Source organism: Paeniglutamicibacter selenitireducens, from assembly GCF_051550675.1.
Lineage (GTDB): Bacteria > Actinomycetota > Actinomycetes > Actinomycetales > Micrococcaceae > Paeniglutamicibacter.
The window spans coordinates 101,727-119,435 of the sequence record NZ_JBPULF010000005.1 but is presented as its reverse complement, the minus strand read 5'-3'; the positions used below and the strand labels follow the sequence as shown (position 1 = coordinate 119,435).

General features: G+C 65.9%; 17 protein-coding genes and 1 riboswitch. Of the genes, 5 read left to right on the top strand and 12 right to left on the bottom strand.

What is annotated here, in order from left to right; genetic code table 11:
* Positions 1-159: 159 nt before the first annotated feature.
* Positions 160-4,023: an endo-alpha-N-acetylgalactosaminidase family protein gene (locus ACSYDW_RS10900; protein ID WP_438338761.1), complete on the top strand. Its 3,864-nt coding sequence runs from the start codon at positions 160-162 to the stop codon at positions 4,021-4,023.
* 218 nt (positions 4,024-4,241) lie between these two features.
* Here the strand turns inward: ACSYDW_RS10900 and ACSYDW_RS10895 are convergent, their stop codons facing one another.
* The 5 genes from ACSYDW_RS10895 to ACSYDW_RS10875 form a co-directional block, all read right to left on the bottom strand.
* Positions 4,242-5,159, bottom strand: a complete 918-nt coding sequence (locus ACSYDW_RS10895) for a GNAT family N-acetyltransferase (protein WP_438338760.1) — start codon at positions 5,157-5,159, stop codon at positions 4,242-4,244.
* Between the two features lie 4 nt (positions 5,160-5,163).
* Positions 5,164-6,549, bottom strand: a complete 1,386-nt coding sequence (locus ACSYDW_RS10890; protein WP_438338759.1) for a glycine--tRNA ligase — start codon at positions 6,547-6,549, stop codon at positions 5,164-5,166.
* Between the two features lie 158 nt (positions 6,550-6,707).
* Positions 6,708-7,298: a carboxymuconolactone decarboxylase family protein gene (locus ACSYDW_RS10885; protein WP_438338758.1), complete on the bottom strand. Its 591-nt coding sequence runs from the start codon at positions 7,296-7,298 to the stop codon at positions 6,708-6,710.
* 70 nt (positions 7,299-7,368) lie between these two features.
* Positions 7,369-8,358 (bottom strand): DMT family transporter, encoded by a 990-nt coding sequence (locus tag ACSYDW_RS10880; protein ID WP_438338757.1) that lies wholly within the window; start codon positions 8,356-8,358, stop codon positions 7,369-7,371.
* A complete protein-coding gene (locus ACSYDW_RS10875; protein ID WP_438338756.1) occupies positions 8,355-9,335 on the bottom strand; it encodes a DMT family transporter in 981 nt (326 codons plus the stop codon). Before ACSYDW_RS10875 ends, ACSYDW_RS10880 begins: the two co-directional genes overlap by 4 nt.
* Before the next feature lie 145 nt (positions 9,336-9,480).
* Here ACSYDW_RS10875 and ACSYDW_RS10870 point away from each other — a divergent pair, with 145 nt between their 5' ends.
* On the top strand, positions 9,481-9,708 hold the full coding sequence (locus ACSYDW_RS10870) for an RNA-binding S4 domain-containing protein (protein ID WP_438338755.1): 228 nt from the start codon (positions 9,481-9,483) through the stop codon (positions 9,706-9,708).
* Here the strand turns inward: ACSYDW_RS10870 and ACSYDW_RS10865 are convergent.
* The 3 genes from ACSYDW_RS10865 to ACSYDW_RS10855 form a co-directional block, all read right to left on the bottom strand.
* Entirely contained in the window at positions 9,705-10,091 is a 387-nt protein-coding gene (locus tag ACSYDW_RS10865) for a GntR family transcriptional regulator (protein ID WP_438338754.1), read from the bottom strand. The two genes, ACSYDW_RS10870 and ACSYDW_RS10865, sit on opposite strands and share 4 nt — an antisense overlap.
* Positions 10,088-11,149, bottom strand: coding sequence for a hypothetical protein (locus ACSYDW_RS10860; protein ID WP_438338753.1), 1,062 nt, complete (start codon positions 11,147-11,149; stop codon positions 10,088-10,090). Before ACSYDW_RS10860 ends, ACSYDW_RS10865 begins: the two co-directional genes overlap by 4 nt.
* Before the next feature lie 101 nt (positions 11,150-11,250).
* Entirely contained in the window at positions 11,251-11,907 is a 657-nt protein-coding gene (locus ACSYDW_RS10855; RefSeq protein WP_438338752.1) for an alpha/beta hydrolase, read from the bottom strand.
* A 91-nt stretch (positions 11,908-11,998) separates the two neighbouring features.
* Here ACSYDW_RS10855 and ACSYDW_RS10850 point away from each other — a divergent pair, with 91 nt between their 5' ends.
* Positions 11,999-12,859 (top strand): SGNH/GDSL hydrolase family protein, encoded by an 861-nt coding sequence (locus tag ACSYDW_RS10850; protein WP_438338751.1) that lies wholly within the window; start codon positions 11,999-12,001, stop codon positions 12,857-12,859.
* A 148-nt stretch (positions 12,860-13,007) separates the two neighbouring features.
* Positions 13,008-13,427: an SHOCT domain-containing protein gene (locus ACSYDW_RS10845; RefSeq protein ID WP_438338750.1), complete on the top strand. Its 420-nt coding sequence runs from the start codon at positions 13,008-13,010 to the stop codon at positions 13,425-13,427.
* A gap of 100 nt (positions 13,428-13,527) precedes the next feature.
* On the opposite strand, the gene metX is transcribed toward ACSYDW_RS10845, so the two are convergent.
* Both metX and ACSYDW_RS10835 read right to left on the bottom strand, forming a co-directional pair.
* Positions 13,528-14,670, bottom strand: a complete 1,143-nt coding sequence (gene metX, locus ACSYDW_RS10840) for a homoserine O-acetyltransferase MetX (protein ID WP_438338867.1) — start codon at positions 14,668-14,670, stop codon at positions 13,528-13,530.
* A gap of 2 nt (positions 14,671-14,672) precedes the next feature.
* A complete protein-coding gene (locus ACSYDW_RS10835; RefSeq protein WP_438338749.1) occupies positions 14,673-16,019 on the bottom strand; it encodes a bifunctional o-acetylhomoserine/o-acetylserine sulfhydrylase in 1,347 nt (448 codons plus the stop codon).
* A 73-nt stretch (positions 16,020-16,092) separates the two neighbouring features.
* Positions 16,093-16,208, bottom strand: a riboswitch (SAM riboswitch).
* 169 nt (positions 16,209-16,377) lie between these two features.
* Between ACSYDW_RS10835 and ACSYDW_RS10830 the strand changes: the two genes are divergently transcribed.
* Positions 16,378-17,022 (top strand): VOC family protein, encoded by a 645-nt coding sequence (locus tag ACSYDW_RS10830; RefSeq protein WP_438338748.1) that lies wholly within the window; start codon positions 16,378-16,380, stop codon positions 17,020-17,022.
* A gap of 83 nt (positions 17,023-17,105) precedes the next feature.
* On the opposite strand, the gene ACSYDW_RS10825 is transcribed toward ACSYDW_RS10830, so the two are convergent.
* Both ACSYDW_RS10825 and ACSYDW_RS10820 read right to left on the bottom strand, forming a co-directional pair.
* Entirely contained in the window at positions 17,106-17,381 is a 276-nt protein-coding gene (locus ACSYDW_RS10825; protein ID WP_438338747.1) for a hypothetical protein, read from the bottom strand.
* Positions 17,382-17,397: 16 nt separating this feature from the next.
* Entirely contained in the window at positions 17,398-17,676 is a 279-nt protein-coding gene (locus tag ACSYDW_RS10820; protein ID WP_438338746.1) for a hypothetical protein, read from the bottom strand.
* Positions 17,677-17,709: the final 33 nt, after the last annotated feature.

Below are 17,709 nucleotides of genomic sequence, written 5' to 3'. Positions count from 1 at the left end.
TCCGCACCGTGAGCCATGCCACACTCAACGTGTTATCCATAACATCACTATACGGATCGGCCATGCGTTGGGTGGGGACGTCGCATCGGCCGGGGTCGTTCGCAATCCACGAGGAGCAAGATGCGAAGTTCACCACGGAAGTTCCGAAAGGCCGTCGGCTTGACGGCCATCGGTGCCATCACAGCGTCCGCGCTGGTCCCCCTAGGCATGACCGGGGCAAACGCCCTGCCCCAGGTGTCGGGTGGCTCGACGGGCACCATCGCCTCCCGGGAACTCAAGGTCACGGTCTCACGCGATTTCCCGCAGGTCCTGAAGTACACCGAAGCGGCAACCGCGGCTTCCATCGACGGCAGCACCGCCCCCATCGACGAGATCAAGGTCAACGGCGAGACGCACAAGGTCGATGTGACCTCGACCCCTTCGGGCGATTCGGCGATGGACTACCGGATCACCGTTCCCGGGATCCCGGGCGCTGTCATTGAGGCCCGCATCAGCGTCGAGGACTCCGTGATGACGTTCCGCGTCACTTCCATTACCGACGGCACCTCCACCAAGATCCGCACCCTCGGCATCCCGGGAAACAACTTGGTCAGCGTTTCCTCCGCCGGCACCGGCGCACAGGTTGCCACGGCCAATCTCTCCGTCGACCGTGCGAAGTCCGGCGACACCTTCACGAACGTCACGGATTCCACCCCGGTGGACGCAGCACCCAAGGAGTCGGCATTCGCGTTGGCCACCACGGGAAAGCTTGCAGCCGCGCTGGAGTCGAACTCCCTGTACGACACGTCGTCGGGCTCGGGCTACCGGAGCCAGGGCCGCTTCAAGCGCCAGGCCGTGAAGGACGGCGCGCACGTGCGCGTCGGCGTCGCCAGCGGGGACTGGCTCTACCGCGCCAACGAGTCGAACGAGACCGAGGAGCTGCCGTGGTCCAAGGTGAAGATCACCGCGGACGCCAACGGGGACGACTCCGTCACCTGGCAGGACGCGGCCATCGCCCTGCGGGACATCGCGGTGCTCCCCAACCGGGGCGGCGACGTCAAAGACAAGGTCGTCCAGCGCATCCCCTTCAACTTCGCGTCCCAGGCAACCCACCCGTTCCTGCGCACCCTCGACGACACCAAGCGCATCGCGCTGGCCACCGACGGGCTCGGCCAGTCGGCCATCCTCAAAGGCTTCGGCAGCGAGGGGCACGACTCCGCCAACACCGACTTCGCGGATAACTACAACACCCGCGCCGGCGGCCTCAAGGACCTCAACCAGCTCCTGGAGGCCAGCAAGAAGTGGAACGCCTCCTACGGCGTCCACATCAACCAGACCGAGGCCTACCCGGAGTCCAAGTTCTTCTCCGAGGACCTCGTGGACCCGAAGGCCAAGGGGTGGAGCTGGCTGGACCAGTCCTACTACATCAACCAGCGCAAGGACATCCTCACCGGAAACCTCGCCGACCGCGTCAAGAAGTTCCGCGAGCAGACCGACGGGAACCTGGACATGGTCTACGTCGACGTCTACTACCAGTACGGCTGGCTGGCCGACCGCCTGCAGAAGGAGCTCGTCAAGAACGGCTTCCGCGTCAGCTCCGAGTGGGCCCACTCGCTAGACCGCAACAACACCTGGTCCCACTGGGCCACCGACGAAAAGTACGGCGGCTCCAACAACAAGGGCGTCAACTCGGACATCATCCGTTTCGCGCTGAACTCCCAGAAGGACACCTGGAACCCGCACCCGCTGCTGGGCAACGCCAACATCGTCGAATGGGAAGGCTGGACCGGCCAGACCGACTACAACGCCTTCTACGAGAACATCTGGAAAAAGAACCTCCCGGCCAAGTACCTGCAGCAGCAGGAGATCATGAACTGGCAGGAGAACCGGATCGACTTCACGGGCGGCATTTCCGTCACCGGAACCTCGGCCGCGGACCGCGTCATCACCGACGGCGGCGCCGAGGTGCTGCGCGGCGACACCTACCTGCTGCCCTGGGCCGCCGACGGCACCTTCGACGCCAGCGGCAAGGAAGCCAGCAAGCTCTACCACTACAGCGCCACGGGCGGAACCTCCACCTGGACCCTGCCGGAACGCTTCCGGCAGAACGGCGGCTACAAGCTGTACAAACTCACCGACTCCGGCCGCGAACTTGTCGCCCAGCCGCGGGCGAAGCAGGGCAAGATCACGCTGGACGCCGAGGCCGGCCAGCCCTACGTGCTGGTGGGCGACGCCCGGCCGGCGCTGCCCCAGAAGCCCGCGTTCGGCGAGGGAACCCCCCTCTCAGATCCCGGATTCAACGCAGGCTCCCTCAAGGCCTGGGCCCCCTCCGGCACAGCAACCACCGAGCGCACCGCCAAGGGCCACACCGTCGCTGTCCTGGGCGAAGGCCGTTCGGCCATCACCCAGCGGCTGGGCAAGCTTGAACCGGGAACCTACTCGGTAAGCGCCTGGGTCGAGGTGGAACCGGGGAAGACCCGGGAGACGACCCTGTCGGTGTCGGGCAAGGGCGTTGAATCCGCAGCCAGGACGATCCGCAGCTCGTCGTCCACCAACTACGTGGCGGCCGACGAGAAGCACGGCACCAACTTCCAGCGCCTGCGCGTGCTGGTCGACGTGAAGGAGAACGCAACCCCCACGCTGCGCATCGCCGCCGGCGAGGGCACGGCCAAGGTCCGGATCGACGACGTGCGGGTCGTGGCCACCTCGAAGGTCCCCACCACCGGCGTCATCTCGGAGGACTTCGAGGACATCGACCAGGGCTGGGGGCCCTTCGAAAAGGGCGACGCCGGCGGGTCCACCGACCCCCGCACGCACCTGGCGGAACTGAACGCACCCTACACGCAGTCCGGCTGGAACGGCCAGAAGACCGACGACGTCATCGACGGCACCTGGTCCCTGAAGTCCCACGCGGAAAACAAGGGACCCAACGGCGGCCCCGGACTGGTGTACCGCACCTCCAACTACACGGTCCCCCTGACGCCGGGCCACGAGTACCGGGTCAGCTTCGACTACCAAAACGCCCTCGCGGGCGAATACAACTGGGTCGGCGGCTACGCCTCGGCCAACGGCACCCGCAAGACCCAAGCCAAGGCGCTGCCGCGCCAGCTGGAAACGGCCCGCTTCACTGACACCATCGTGGCCGGCGGCTGCGGCGACACCTGGGTGGGACTCGAACGCGTGGGCTCTTCGGAGGCCGCCGATTTCTCGCTGGACAACCTGCTGGTCGAGGACCTCGGCAAGGCGGAGAGCATTCCCGCCTGCGGACAGGTCTCCGTCGCACTTGAGGGAGACGTCATCAAGCAGGACCAGGACAACACGTTCACCACCACGTTCACCAGCGACGAACCCGCGGAGATCAAGGACCTCGAGGTAGCCCTCGATCTCCCCGAGGGCTGGAGCGCCACGGCGAAGACCGCACACACCGCGGCCACGCTGGCACCCGGTGCCACGCTGGAAACCACCTGGAGCGTGGTCCCGCCGGCGTCCGCCGACGGCGACTACACGGTGGGCACCACCGCGTCCTACACCACCACCGCCGACCCGGCGGGCGAACGCACGGTGTCCGGCGACGTGGCCGTGTACACGCTGCCGGCACCGCCAAGCGGCACCGTCTACGCCAGCGACCACCAGTGGGTCAGCGCCGAGAACGGCTGGGGCCCCGTGGAGAAGGACAGGGCCAACGGCGAAAACGGGGAAGGCGACGGTCCGGCCATCACCCTGAACGGGGTCGTCTACCCCAAGGGTCTCGGCGCACACGCACCGAGCACCGTGCGCTACTACACCGGCGGCAAGTGCAGCACCTTCACCGCACAGGTCGGCATCGACGACGTCCAGAAGACACTGGGCTCCGTCGGCTTCACCGTGCGCGCCGACGGCAAGACCGTCGCCGGCTCGCCGGTGATGCGGGCAACCAGCCCGACCTTCACCCTTGCGGCGGACATCACCGGCGCCGAGTACGTGGACCTGGTGGCCGACGTCGCCGGGGACGGCAACGGCAACGACCACGCGGACTGGGCCGACGCCAAGTTCACCTGCAAGTAGGCGATCGAGGCAGTTCGGTCGGGGCCCTGGCGCCCGGGAACCCATCCCGGGCGCCAGGGCCCCTTCGCATATCGGGGACCTTGCCACGGGCGGCCGCTTCCCTGGCCCTCCCCCGAGAACAACACCGCCCGGAAACTACACCGCCCAGAAACAACGATGGCTCCGGATGGCTCTCCCGCAGGGGAACATCCGGCGCCATCGGCGTTGGTGCCTGCCGGCTATGCGGTGGCCACGATGGTGGTGGTGGAGATGACCGTCGCCTGGCCAGCCATGGCCAGCACATCGACCAGCGAGGACAGCACGGCCATCGACCCGTCGACCTCCAGCTTCACCGGGTACTGGTGCGCCAGCATGGCCAGCATCCCGCGGATCGGCTCGGCCGATTCCTCCTCGGACAGCTCCGGGTTCCAGCCCAGCAGCACGTCGGCCGGCGCATCCACGCGGGCCGGGGTGTAGCTAATCGCGAAGGAGAGGATCTTCCCGCCGCGCGCCTTGGGCTTGTCGCGGAACACGATCGCGCCCTGTGCGCCGGTGGCGTCGTCGAGCAGCATCTTCTGGGCGCTGCCCAGCGTCATCTCGGCCCTGTCCCACGCGTGGGTCGCGTTGTAGAACTCCACGACCAGCCGCGTCAGCTCCACCGAACCGGTCGCGATGTCCTCAAGGGTCAGCCCGTCGTCGTCGAAGACCGGAAGCGCCAGGCCCCCGGGTTCCACCACGACGTCGCGCGCCTCCTGGATCTGCGCCATGCCCAGCGACGCGCAGAACCCGGCCGCCGCGGCGGCGTCGGTCCCGGCGGTCCGCGTGTAGCGGGCCTTCAGCTCCGTGGTGGTGCCGGCCGGGATGCCTGCGCGCAGGCGCCCCACCAGCTCGGTTCCCACGCCGGTGCGGCGGTGTTCGCGGGCCACTTCCACGTAGAGCCACAGGCGCTGCGGGTGCAGCGTGGAGGCGAAGACGACGCCCGCCGCCACCGGGATGCCCTGGTCCGTGGCCACCAGGCAGCGGCCGAACGGCTCGTTGGAGTCGGCACGGAACATGGTGCGGTCCTGGTGGGCGTGCGGGGACGCCGGGTCGCCGAAGATCTCCAGCAGCGCCAGGTCGTCCCCGTCCCTCCAGGGCCGGAATTCGAGCTCTGCCATGGGCCTAGGCTCCGTTGAGGCGCTCGGCCAGGTAGGCGCGCACCTGGTCCAGGGCCACGCGTTCCTGCGTCATGGTGTCGCGCTCGCGGATGGTCACGGCCTGGTCCTCGAGGGTGTCGAAGTCGACGGTGATGCAGAACGGGGTGCCGATCTCGTCCTGGCGGCGGTAGCGGCGGCCGATGGCGCCGGCGTCGTCGAAGTCGATGTTCCACTGCTTGCGCAGCTCGGCCGCCAGGGCCTTGGCCTTCGGGGACAGGTCCTCGTTGCGCGAGAGCGGCAGCACCGCGGCCTTGACCGGGGCCAGGCGCGGGTCGAGCTTCAGCACGGTGCGCTTGTCCACCCCGCCCTTGGCGTTCGGTGCTTCGTCCTCGACGTAGGCGTCGACAAGGAACGCCATCATCGAACGGGTCAGGCCGAAGGACGGCTCGATCACGTACGGGGTGTAGCGCTCGCCCGTGGCCTGGTTGAAGTAGGAAAGCTCCGTGCCCGAGCCCTTGGAGTGTGAGGACAGGTCGTAGTCGGTGCGGTTGGCGACGCCCATGAGCTCGCCCCACTCCGAACCCTGGAAGCCGAAGCGGTACTCGAAGTCGATGGTGCCGGCCGAGTAGTGGGCGCGCTCGTCCTCGGGGACGTCGAAGCGGCGCAGGTTCTCCTCGTTGATGCCCAGGTCCAGGAACCAGGCCCAGCAGTCCTCGACCCACTTGTCGAAGAACGCCGGGGCGTCCTCGGGGGCGGTGAAGAACTCGATTTCCATCTGCTCGAACTCGCGGGTGCGGAAGATGAAGTTGCCCGGGGTGATCTCGTTGCGGAAGGCCTTGCCGATCTGGCCGATGCCGAACGGCGGCTTCTTGCGGCTGGCGGTGAGCACGTTGTTGAAGTTCACGAAGATGCCCTGGGCGGTCTCCGGGCGCATGAAGTGCAGGCCGGCGGCGGAGTCGACAGGGCCGAGGAACGTCTTGACCAGGCCGGAGAAGAGCTGCGGTTCGGTGAACTGGCCCTTGGTGCCGCAGTCGGGGCAGGCGATCTCGCTCATGCCGTCGACCGGCTGGCGCTTCTTCTTGGCGACGAACGCCTCGATCAGGTGGTCCTCGCGGTGGCGCTTGTGGCACGAGGTGCACTCGACCAGCGGGTCGGTGAACGTCGCAACGTGGCCCGAGGCCTCCCAGACGGCCTTGGGCAGGATGATGGAGGAATCCAGGCCCACCATGTCCTCACGCCCGCGCACGAAGGTCTGCCACCATTCGCGCTTGATGTTTTCCTTGAGCTCGGTGCCCAGGGGTCCGTAGTCCCATGCCGAACGGGAGCCACCGTAGATCTCACCGGCCTGGAAAACGAAGCCGCGCCGCTTGGCGAGGGAGATGACTTGATCGAGCTTGGACTGAGGCGCCATAACAACTCCAATGATTCACGAGGCCGCTGGTTGCGGTCCGCAGGGCGAAAAACATACTCGATAAGCCTAACGTGTTTGCGGGGCGATGCCAGAGCGTTCCACAGCGTTACATGGGTGTTCACCGGCCGGTCGTTTCCCGGCACCCGCCCGGGCGGCAACTACTCGGGCCGGGGTCCGGGGCCGAGGGGCTCCAGCAGCGCCGTGCGAAGTTCCTCGCCGAGGTTCGGCGGCACGTCGACGTCCACGGCCAGCGCCTGCAGGAACCTGCTGAAGAAGTTCCTGGCAGCCGCGGCCAGGGCGATGTCCACGATCTCTCGGTCGGTGAATCCCGCCTCCCGCAGCCTGCGGGTATCGGAATCGTCCATGGACGTCGCATCGGTGCTCAACTTGAGCGCGAAGTCCATCATGGCGACCTCCGCTTCGTCCAGGCCGGCGTTCCGGTAGTCCCTGGCGATGCGCACCAGTTCGGGCTCACCGATGAATTTCAGCGCTTTCTGTCCGTGGGCGAGCCGGCAATGCCGGGACTCGAGCCCGAGCGCCGCTGCCAGGGTCACCAGCTCGTACCGGCGCATGCCCATCGAGCCGGCGATCGACGATGCAAGTTTCGTCCAGCCTTCGTGGGCCCCGGCGTTCACGGCCATCACGCGGGTGTGCTCCGGCACGTACCCGAGCGCGGCCAGGTCTTGCGCGTAGATGGCGGCGGTTTCCCCTGTGGCTTCGTCCTCGCCGGGGGTTTTGATGATGCTCATGGCGGTTGGCCCCTGCTTCCGTTTTAGTGGAATCCTAGGGCAGCCGCATTGGCGGGGACAGGGGGCAGTGCTAGCGGAGCTTGGGCCGGCTGCCACCGGACAGCGAGGCCAGGGCGACGGCAGCGAGGGTCAGCAGCGTGCCGCCGACCGTTGCGGCGTTCACCACCGTACCCGGTGCCGGGAAAAACAGGTCGATCAGCAGGGACCCGGCCAGCTGCCCGCCGATCATGCCGAGGCCGGTCAGCAGCACGCCCAGGTGCTTGACCAGGAATGCGGAGAGCCCGATCAGCACGCAGCCCAGCGGGCCGCCCAGGTAGTACCACCATGCGCCGGGCAGCGGGTTCGGTGCCCCGGTGGACGGCAGCCGGAGCAGGAGCACGATGCCCAGCAGCAACGCCCCCACCGCGAAGTTCATGAGTGTTGCCGCCACCGGGGTGCCGTACGCCTGCGCCTGTACGCCGTTCATCGCCGACTGGAAACCCATGAGGAAACCCGCGACGAAGGGCAGCAGCATCGGGACCAGCAGGCTCGCGACAGCCGAGTTGCCGGCCATGCGCGGGCTGACGGCCCACAGCACCCCGGCCATCGCCAAGACGGCTCCGATGCCGCGCAGCGCGTTGACCTTGCGGCGGCCGCCCGGGCCGAAACCGATGCCGTCGACAAGCATGGAGCCCACCGTCTGTCCGGCAACGATCGCCACGGTGAACAGCGCAACCCCGAGCAACGGAACCGTCAGGGACTGGGTGAGCACCACCAGGGCACCCACGCATCCGGCAGCCACGTACCAGCGCGGAAAACGCCGCTCGCGCAGGGCAACGGGGATCAGCTTCGCACCGGCCCGCGCGCCGGGCACCGCCAGCGAGACCAGCACCAGCAGGACCAGCCCGGTGGTGAAGCTGACAAGCGCGGCGGCGACGGGGTCGCCCAGCCGGGCACCCAGCGCGCCGTTGACACGGCTCTGGAGGGGCATGAGCAGGCCGGCAAGGATCGCGGCCATCAGGTAGACCGGGCCCAGGCGCCGCGCGGTGCCCGGGACGGCAATGGATGGGGATGCGTTCACGGGGTGGTTTCTGCTTTCCAACGTGGACGCCCGCCACGGCGCCATGAGGCAATGAACACCGCGACGAGGGTCAGCAGTGTTCCAAGGATTTCGCTGGCGCCCACGCGCGCCGGCTCGAGCAGCAGGTCCATCAGCAGCGAACCCACGAGTTGCCCCGTCACCAACCCGATGCCCAGCAACAGGGAGCCCAGCTTCGGGACCAGGCTCACGCCGGTGACGACGAAGAGGATGCCCAGTGGTCCGGCGAAGTACATCCACCACTCGGGAGCCCGGGCGAAGCCGAAGGGTTCCAGGCCCAGCAGTGCGACGGCGGCCATGGCCAGCAGCAGCCCGATCGCTGAGGCAAGGTAGTTGACGGTTGTCGCCGTGGCCGTCGACCCGTAGGCCTGCCCGGCCCGCCCGTTCATCGACTGCTGGAAACTCACCAGCAACCCGGCAACGACCGCCACTGCCAACGCCAGCGGCGCCATCGGGTCCTCGGCGGCACGGGCCCCCGTCCCCCACGCGGCGACAGACGCACCAAGGACCAGGAGCAGGGCGCCGACGATGCGTTGCCGGGTGACGGGTTGGCGTCCGGCGGGGCTGAACCCGATCACGTCGATGAGGATGCTCGAGAGCGTGCGTGCCCCGACCACCGCGACGGCAAAGAGCGCGAGACCGATGCTGCCCACGCTCATGGCCTGCGCGACCATGTAGTAGGCGCCGATGAGCCCGGCGAGAACGAAGTAGCGCGGGATTCGGCGTTCTCGCCACACCGTGCCGACCCGGCGCCATCCGCGGCGTGCTGCGGGAATGGAGAGGCTCGCGACGATCATGCACAGCAGTGAGGTAGCGGAGCTGAGGATCGCCGCGGGCAGGTACCCACCCAGCGGGGCGGCAGCGCTTGAGGTGATCAGCGCCTGGATCGGCATGAGCATGCCCGCGGAGCCCGCAAGGACCAAGGCGCCGGCAGCCGGGCGGGGTTCTTGACGTGCCACTCTTCTTCCTTTGCTGCCGGGGGCTACCTAGAGAAACGTACTCCCACCGTTGGCGCAGCCGGTCATTCTGTCGGCTACGCCACATGGCGCGGCGTCATCTTCGCTTCATGCACATCGCACGCGGAAGATGCGCGATGATTGATGCATGGCAAATCCCGAGGTATTCCCCATCCAGATCCGCGACGAATCAATCCGCTTGGGTCAGCTGCTCAAGCTGGCGTCCCTGGCCGAGGACGGCATCCACGCCAAGCAGCTCATCGAGGACGGCTTGGTGAAGGTCAATGGAGAGATCGAGACGCGCCGCGGTGCCCAGATCCGCAACGGCGACACCGTGTCCGTCAACGGCGAATCCATCCAGGTCGAAACGGCCTAGTTCCCTCTTCCGAACACGCCCTGTGGCGGCACCTGGGGTTTCCAGGCTGCCGCCACAAGTCGTTGAAGTTCGTCCAGGCCCAGCCCCGCGGATTTTGCCTTGAGCACCATTTTCCTCACGTCCTGAAGTACTGGTGCTTCAAGTGTCTGTCCGGGATTCACCCGGGTGCCGTTGGCCCGGCCCGTGCGCACCAAGCCGGCGGTTTCCAGTTCCTTGTAGGCCTTGGCCACGGTTCCGGCGGCGACCCGAAGGTCCCCTGCGAGCTGCCGCACCGGCGGCAGTTTCGCGTCGGCCGGCAGCTCCCCGCTTTGGATCATCGCCGCCAATTGCGCCCTGATCTGTTCGGCGGGGCCACTGGGATGGAGCGGATCGAGTGTGATCATGCGGTCGCACTTTCGATGGCCCCGCGCTTCCGGGGCTTGATGGTTGAACTCATCCACGCCACCAGGTTGGCGAGCAACACCAAGCCTATGACCAGCAGCAACAACGCAACAACGGCCAGTCCGACTGCCACGCCGCCAAGGAACGGATCCAGCCCGCGGGCTGGCATGGAGCTTTCGTCGAAGACCTGGCCGACCACAAGTATGGTCCGTGAGGCGGCGCTGCGAACCGAGATCAACGCCATGAGCAGCAACGGCAATGCCTGAAAACACAGCATCGCGCTGGCCCCGGTACTGAGCACGTATCCCTGATGCGTGCGAATGGCTAGGTCAAGTTCCCGGAGCCCCGCGCTTCGCAGGCGTGGCCTGCGGGCATTCGAGTTCAGCGCCCACAGGGTCAACACAGCCCCCACGGCCAATAACACGATCACGGGGACCCCGTAGTACCAGCCGGGGAACGGCCCGGACGCTCCCTCGGTGGCAACCGTGCCGATGATCACCATGTTTTCGTCCAGTTCCGCCCCATTCATCGATGAGTGCGGGAAGTTCCGGAAAAGCCCGTTCTCGTCGGCACCGGAAACCCGCCCGGCCGCCACAACCCCGACAGCCGTTGCAACAAGCAAGACCGCCGGAGCAACAATGCCCCACGCAGGGCCGAACATCCCTGCCGATCTCGTAGTCAGATCGGCACTGAGCCGGGGTTCCGGTTCAGACACCGCGTTTGGGAATTCGCTGGGGATGGGCCATAACGCATACACTGCGGCGGCCAGTACCCACATGAACGCGGGAGCCACGACGATGGCAAGGCCGAATCCCTGGGGAAATGTGTCGTGGAGGATGAAGGCACCAACGGCACCGGCCACCGCCGCCGCAAACGCCGAGATGTTTCGGGCTCGCATGATCCGAAGAATCCTCCGGGCCGTTGCGACGTCCGGCGCACTGCCACGGTTCGCCAGATCGCCAAGGTCGCTACGTCGTTGCGACAAGGATCCCTTGCGGACCAGCAATAGCAGCGCAACACCAAAACCTAGAAAGGCCGCGACGGGGAGCAGGTTAATCATGTGCTGTCCTTTTCTCGGGAAAGCAAAGACCTCCCGCTTGTATCAACAAAACAATACAAACAGGAGGTCGAAGCTTGTGTCAATCAAGTGACACAAGAGAGTCAGACCGAGGCACCCTTGAGCACCACATGGGTCAGGAATTCGTGGACGTGCGCCATTTCCTGCGCGTTGACGGAGTGCAGCATGTTTGCGTAAAGCACCTTGGTGACATGCACGTTCTCGGTGGCCCATGCGTGCGTGTACTCGATCTTGTCCGCCGTGATGACGGGATCCGCCTGGTCACGGCCCCAGAACACCGGGGTCTTGAGGCCGACCAGTTCCTCGTCCTTGAAGAACCCGGAATCGTCCCCGGGTACCGCGAAGCCGGAGAGACCGATGACCGTGGAGATCTCCTGCGGCTGGTGACGCAGCAGGGAGGTGGCGACCGCCATGCCCATGGAGAACCCGAGCAGGCTGACGGACGAGTGCTGCTTGGCGATGGGTTCCAGCCAGGCCCACAGGTCCCCGACCGACTTCTTGACCGCATCGAATGAATAGTCAAGGTCCTGCATCAGCGGGAACCACGTGAATCCGGGCCCCAGGGCCTGCGGGGCCCGCACCGAGACGATGGTGAATTCCTCGGGCAGCATCGGTGCCAACCCCATCAGGTCTTCCTCGTTGGACAGATATCCGTGCAGCAGCACCAGCAGCGGGGTTCCGGCTCGCTCGGCCTCGGGACGCGACCAGATAACAGTGGGGTTCCAGGTGTTTTCACTCATTCATCCAGTCAACCAGAATCCGCGCGCGCTTGCGTGTCGCCATTTAACCTACGCTTAGGTAACTTAGATATTCTTTGGTAAGAATATCTAAGTGAACAACTTCGCCGATTCCCTCAGCACTGATTCGCCAACCGACAACTCGCTTCTCCACCCATGGCGGCGCTACGTGGCCTTGGGCGATTCCTTCACCGAAGGAATCGGCGATGTCGATCCACACAGTCCCGGTGGCTACCGAGGTTGGGCGGACCGCGTGGCCGAGCAGCTCAGCGTCGGCGTCGAGGACTTCGCCTATGCCAATCTCGCCATCCGGGGCCGCCTCATTACCCAGATTTTCGACGAGCAGGCGGGCCCCGCCCTTGAGCTCAAGCCCGATTTGGTCAGCCTGTGCGCCGGTGGAAACGACGTCATCCGACCCGGCGGCGATCCGGACGCCATCGCCGACAAGCTCGATGCACTGATGCGGATCCTTGCGACATCCGGTGCGACCATCCTGCTTTTCACCGGCCCTGACATCCGCGACACCCCGGTACTGGGCGGCATCCGCGGAAAGGTAGCGATCTACAACGAAAACGTCCGTACGATCGCGGCCCGATACGATGCGGTTGTTGCCGACATGTGGTCGCTGCGCGAACTGCACCAGCCGCATATGTGGGCCGACGACCGGCTGCATTTCTCGCCGCTCGGGCACCAAACGATCGCGGCCATGGCACTTGATGCGCTGAATGTTTCCCACGAGCTGGAGCACGCTTCGCCCGGGGAAACCGAACCGAAGAACTGGCGCGAGGCCCGCCGCGAGGACCTGATCTGGGCCCGGACGCATTTGGCCCCCTGGGTCCTTCGCCGCATCCGCCACCAGTCCTCCGGAGACGGGATTACACCCAAGCGTCCCCTGGCCGTCCCGTTCAGCGAGTCCACCACGGCGCCTTCCCTGGGCACCGGCTCGACCGACTGATCGCCAGGGGGACGATACATGGTCGCCGCACGCTGAATACACAAGGGCGACGTCCAAGGCTCTGCCATCAATTTGTGCTTGACTGGTTGCTTCAGGTCGCGGCGTCGACCTTTCCCACTTCGGCCCGGGCCGGGACAGGACTGCACCCATGAAGCTGGCAAGCACCATTACGAGCGACGCTGTTCCCCCGGAGGTCCTGGAACAGCTGGGCAACCCGGAGCCCGAGGACTTCGGATTCGTCGATACGGACGGGAACGGTCTTCCCGGGGGCCTCGGATTCGTTTTCGATTCGTTCGGCGTGATCTTCGGGATCGTCACCCTCCTGATTCTTGCGGCAGGCGTTTTCATGGCGTTCCTTTACGTCCGTAACTACAAGGCCAGCAAGAACGCGGGGCTGGATCCGTTCACGCTTCAAACCGAGCTCGCGGTCCGGGCTGCCAATTCCGAAATGCTGGCACCCAAGAAAACCATCGAAGAGAAGCTGCGCGAACTGGACGATCTGTTGGCACGAGGCCTGATCACGCGTGACGAATACACCCAGGCCAGGCTCAAGGCACTGGGCGAATAGCTCCCCCATGGCAAAAGGCGAATGGCTCATGTTGAAGAAATGTTCTTCAACATGAGCCATTCGCCTTCAACGACCCGGCTACCCTGCCGGAACCTGATTCCTAGGAGAAAATCCGGTCCCGCAGGGCATCGCCAAGCTGTTCTATGTCCGTCAGGAATCCATCGTGCCCGATCGGCGAAGTGATGTAGCGGACCTCAACCGGGTTCGGCAGGGACTTCGCCAACCGTTCCGACTGCTCGGGCCAGTACAGGCGATCCGAGTCAACCGCCGAAACGAAGAAGTTGACCGAACCCAGGCGTGCCAACGCAGCTTCGATGGAACCGTGCCCGCGCCCCACGTCGTGGCTCATCAAGGCGTCGGTCAGCACCAGGTAGCTGTTGGCGTCGAAGCGCTGCACCAGCTTGCCGGCTTGGTGGTCCAGGTAGCTCTCCACCTGGTAGCGGCCCCTGTTCAGGTCCGGGGACCCGAAGGGGGCCTCCCCGTCCTGCGCGGCGCGGCCGAACCGCACCTCGAGTTCGGGTTCGGCACGGTAGGTGATGTGAGCGATCCTGCGGGCCAATCCGAGCCCCGCGGAGGGGACATTGTCGTTGGCGTAGTAGTCGCCACCGGCAAAGTCCGGATCCAGGCGAATCGCGGCGCTCTGGGCCTGGGCGAAGGCGATCTGCTCCGCGGAGGATTCCGCTGTCGCGGCCACCACAACGCAGTTCCTGACCCGCTCCGGGAACTCGACAGCCCATTCCAGGACCCGGGCCCCGCCCATGGAACCGCCGAGCACCGCGTGCCAGACCTTGATACCCAGGGCATCGGCCAGGCGCGCTTCAAGGCGCACGGAGTCCTTGATGGTCGTGAAGGGGAAACGCGAACCCCACGGCTTGCCGTCCGGGTCCAGGCTGGCCGGCCCGGTGGATCCGGAACACCCACCGACCATGTTCGCCGACACCACGAAATAGCGGTCGGTGTCCACGGTCTTGCCCGGACCCACGAAACCGTCCCACCATCCGGGCTCGGTCGAGAGCCCGCGGGCGACGTGGGAATCCCCGGTCAGTGCATGGGCGATGTAGACGGCGTTTGACGCATCCTCGTTAAGCGTCCCCCAGGTCTCAAAGCCCAGCACGACCTCCGGAAGCACTCCGCCTGTCTCGAAGGTGTATCCACCGGTGTGAAGGTGGCGCAGGATCCCGTCCGGGGCGTAGTCCAACGCCTGGGCGGTTTCCGCGTCGAAAAATGCCACGTCAGTCTCCAGGCTCAACGAGTGGCGCCCTGCAGTTCAACCTCGGAGATCGAGGCAACTGCCTCGAAGCCCGCCCGGAGGTCGGCGATGATGTCGGCAATGTTCTCGATGCCCACGCTCAACCGCACCAGGCCCGGGGAAACACCCGCGGCGACCCGCTCTTCCTCGGTGAGCTGGGCGTGCGTGGTGGACGCAGGATGGACAACCAGCGAGCGGACGTCGCCGAGGTTTGCCACGTGGGAGTGCAGCGTCAGCGCATCGACGAAGCCCTGGCCGGCCTCTAGGCCTCCGGAGATCTCGAAGGCGACGATCGCGCCGATGCCCCGGGGGCCGTACTTGCGCCCCCGCTCGAACCACTTGCTGGATTCGATGCCCGCGTAGTTGACCGACTTCACCTGCGGGTGCGCCTCCAGCCAGGTGGCGACCTCGACCGCGTTGGAAACGTGGCGCTCGATGCGCAGCGACAACGTCTCCAGCCCTTGGGCGATCAGGAACGAGTTGAACGGGGAAACCGCGGAACCCAGGTCGCGCAGCAACTGGACGCGAGCCTTGAGGATGTAGGCGAGGTTGGCGCCGAGGATGCCGTTGACGCCCAGGTCGCGGCCGAAGACCAGGCCGTTGTAGGACTCGTCCGGGGTGTTGAAGCCCGGGAACTTCTCCGGGTCGGCGGCGAAGTCGAAGTTCCCCGAATCCACGATGACGCCGGCGATCGCGGTGCCGTGGCCGCCGAGGTACTTGGTGGCCGAGTGCACCACGATGTCCGCACCCCACTCGATGGGACGCACCAGGTACGGGGTTGCCAGGGTGTTGTCGACGATCAGCGGGACGCCGGCCTCGTGGGCGATGGCAGAGATTGCTTCGATGTCCAGAACGTCCTGGCGCGGGTTGGAGACAACCTCGCCGAACAGCGCCTTGGTGTTGGGCTTGATCGCTTCGCGCCAGCCGTCCAGGTCGTCGGGATCCGCAACGAAGCTGACCTCGATGCCCAGCTTGCGCAGCGTGTGCTTGAACAGGTTCTGCGTCCCGCCGTAGAGGCTGGGGCTCGCCACGATGTGGTCGCCGGCCTCGGCGAGGTTCAGGATCGCGAACGTGGTGGCGGCCTGGCCCGAGGCCAGCAGCAGGGCTCCCACGCCGCCCTCGAGGCTGGCGATGCGCTGCTCGACCGCATCCTGCGTGGGATTGCCGATGCGCGTGTAGATCGGTTCCAGCTCCTGGAGAGCGAACCGTGCTGCGGCGCTTTCAGCCGTCGGGAACACGAAGGCGGTGGTCTGGTAGATCGGCAGGGCCCGTGCGCCGGTGGCGGCGTCAGGTTCCTGGCCCACGTGGATCTGGCGAGTTTCAAATGACCAGTCGTTTGACATTGTTGTCCCCTTCAAGGATTCAAGGGGTATGCCCGTAGCCGACGCCTGTGGCGTCGGTTAGTACGTAGGGGCATGCCCGCGCTTGTCCTGCGCCTTTCTGGCGCAGGGCCTGGTCTTCACCCGGGGCACCCCACCGCGGTGGAGGGTTGCCGTCCAGCAAGCCGGGGCTTGTTGCTGGAACTCATGACCTTGTCGTCCAGTCTTGCCCACTGAATCGCGGGCGCGCAAGAACATCTCAAAATGTGACAACGCGGCAGGATCGGCGCGCGATCCGCGTTCCGCGCCTGAAACCGCAGCCCATTCTCAAGTTAGGCAACCCTAAGTCGAGAGCCAGATCACATCGTGCCATGATGGGTTCATGATGAGGTTGGACCATGTAACTTACGCTTGTGGACCCGACGGCCTCGCGGCAACTGCCGCTCGGATCGGCGCGGCCCTTGGACTCGAATCTGTAAAGGGCGGTATTCACCCACGATTTGGTACCCGCAATGTCATCTTCCCGTTGCAGAACGACCAGTACCTCGAAGTCGTCGAGGTACTGAACCACCCCGCATCGGACAAGGCACCGTTCGGCCAGGCCGTTCGTGCGCGCTCCGAACTCGGCGGCGGCTGGATGGGCTGGTGCGTCGCGGTCGACGACCTGGCACCGGTCGAGGAACGCCTGGGCCGCAGCTCGGTCCCGGGAAACCGGAAGTTCCCCGATGGACAGGAACTGACCTGGCGCCAAATCGGCGTCAACGGTTTGATTGCCGACCCGCAGGTCCCCTACCTGCTGCGCTGGGATGACGGAACCGAGAGCCTTCACCCGTCGAAGGCACTGACGCCGGTGGGCAAGATTTCCTCGATCAGCATCGCCGGTTCCAGCGATCGCGTCGCCGACTGGCTCGGACAGCCCGAGCAGCTGCCGGTCGGCGAAGTCACGGTCGACTGGCAGGCCCCGAACGGCACGCCGGGAATCCTTTCGGTGACCTTCGAGACCCCCAAGGGCTCGATCACCCTCTAGGGTTTCAACAAGAGACAACGACAACCGCGGGGTTGTGGCGAAACGGGCTTCCCGTTCACCACAACCCCGCGGTTCGTTAACAACTAGTCCGATCCCTCGGTCGACGCCTTCCCGCCGCCAGAATGATCCGCTACTTCCCTCAGGACCTCGAAGTGCCGCACCATGATCGATCCGAGGGCCATGAAAATGCCGCCGATGAGCAAGGCCTGCTGCAGTGCCTTGGCGAAACCGAGCACCATGTCGGGGTACGCGGGCAGCATGTCGGAGACCCCCAGGAACACCGGAGTCCCCACCAGGGCCAGGACGGCACCGGCAACAGCTGCTGCCACGCCCAACCGCAGCATGTGACGCGAATCCATGGAAAGCCCCACCACCCTACTCCTGGTCGCCGGCGGTGCGGGGACGCTGTTCCTTGCGGATCACTTCCACGGCTTCCTCGGCCGACTTCACGACGAAGGAACCCGCGAGCAGGAACAAGCCCGCGTAGAAGGACCCCTGCTGCACGACGAAGGTGAGGCCGGAAACCATCCAGAGGGGCAGCACGTATCCGCCCTCATTGAACGACCAGTTCAACAACGGCGACACCACGACATTGAAGAGCAGGCCGATGATGCCCAGGACCAGGCCGACGCGGAACATTTTTTGCGAACTCATGGCGGTGGGCAACCGGATCTCCTGACTGATTGA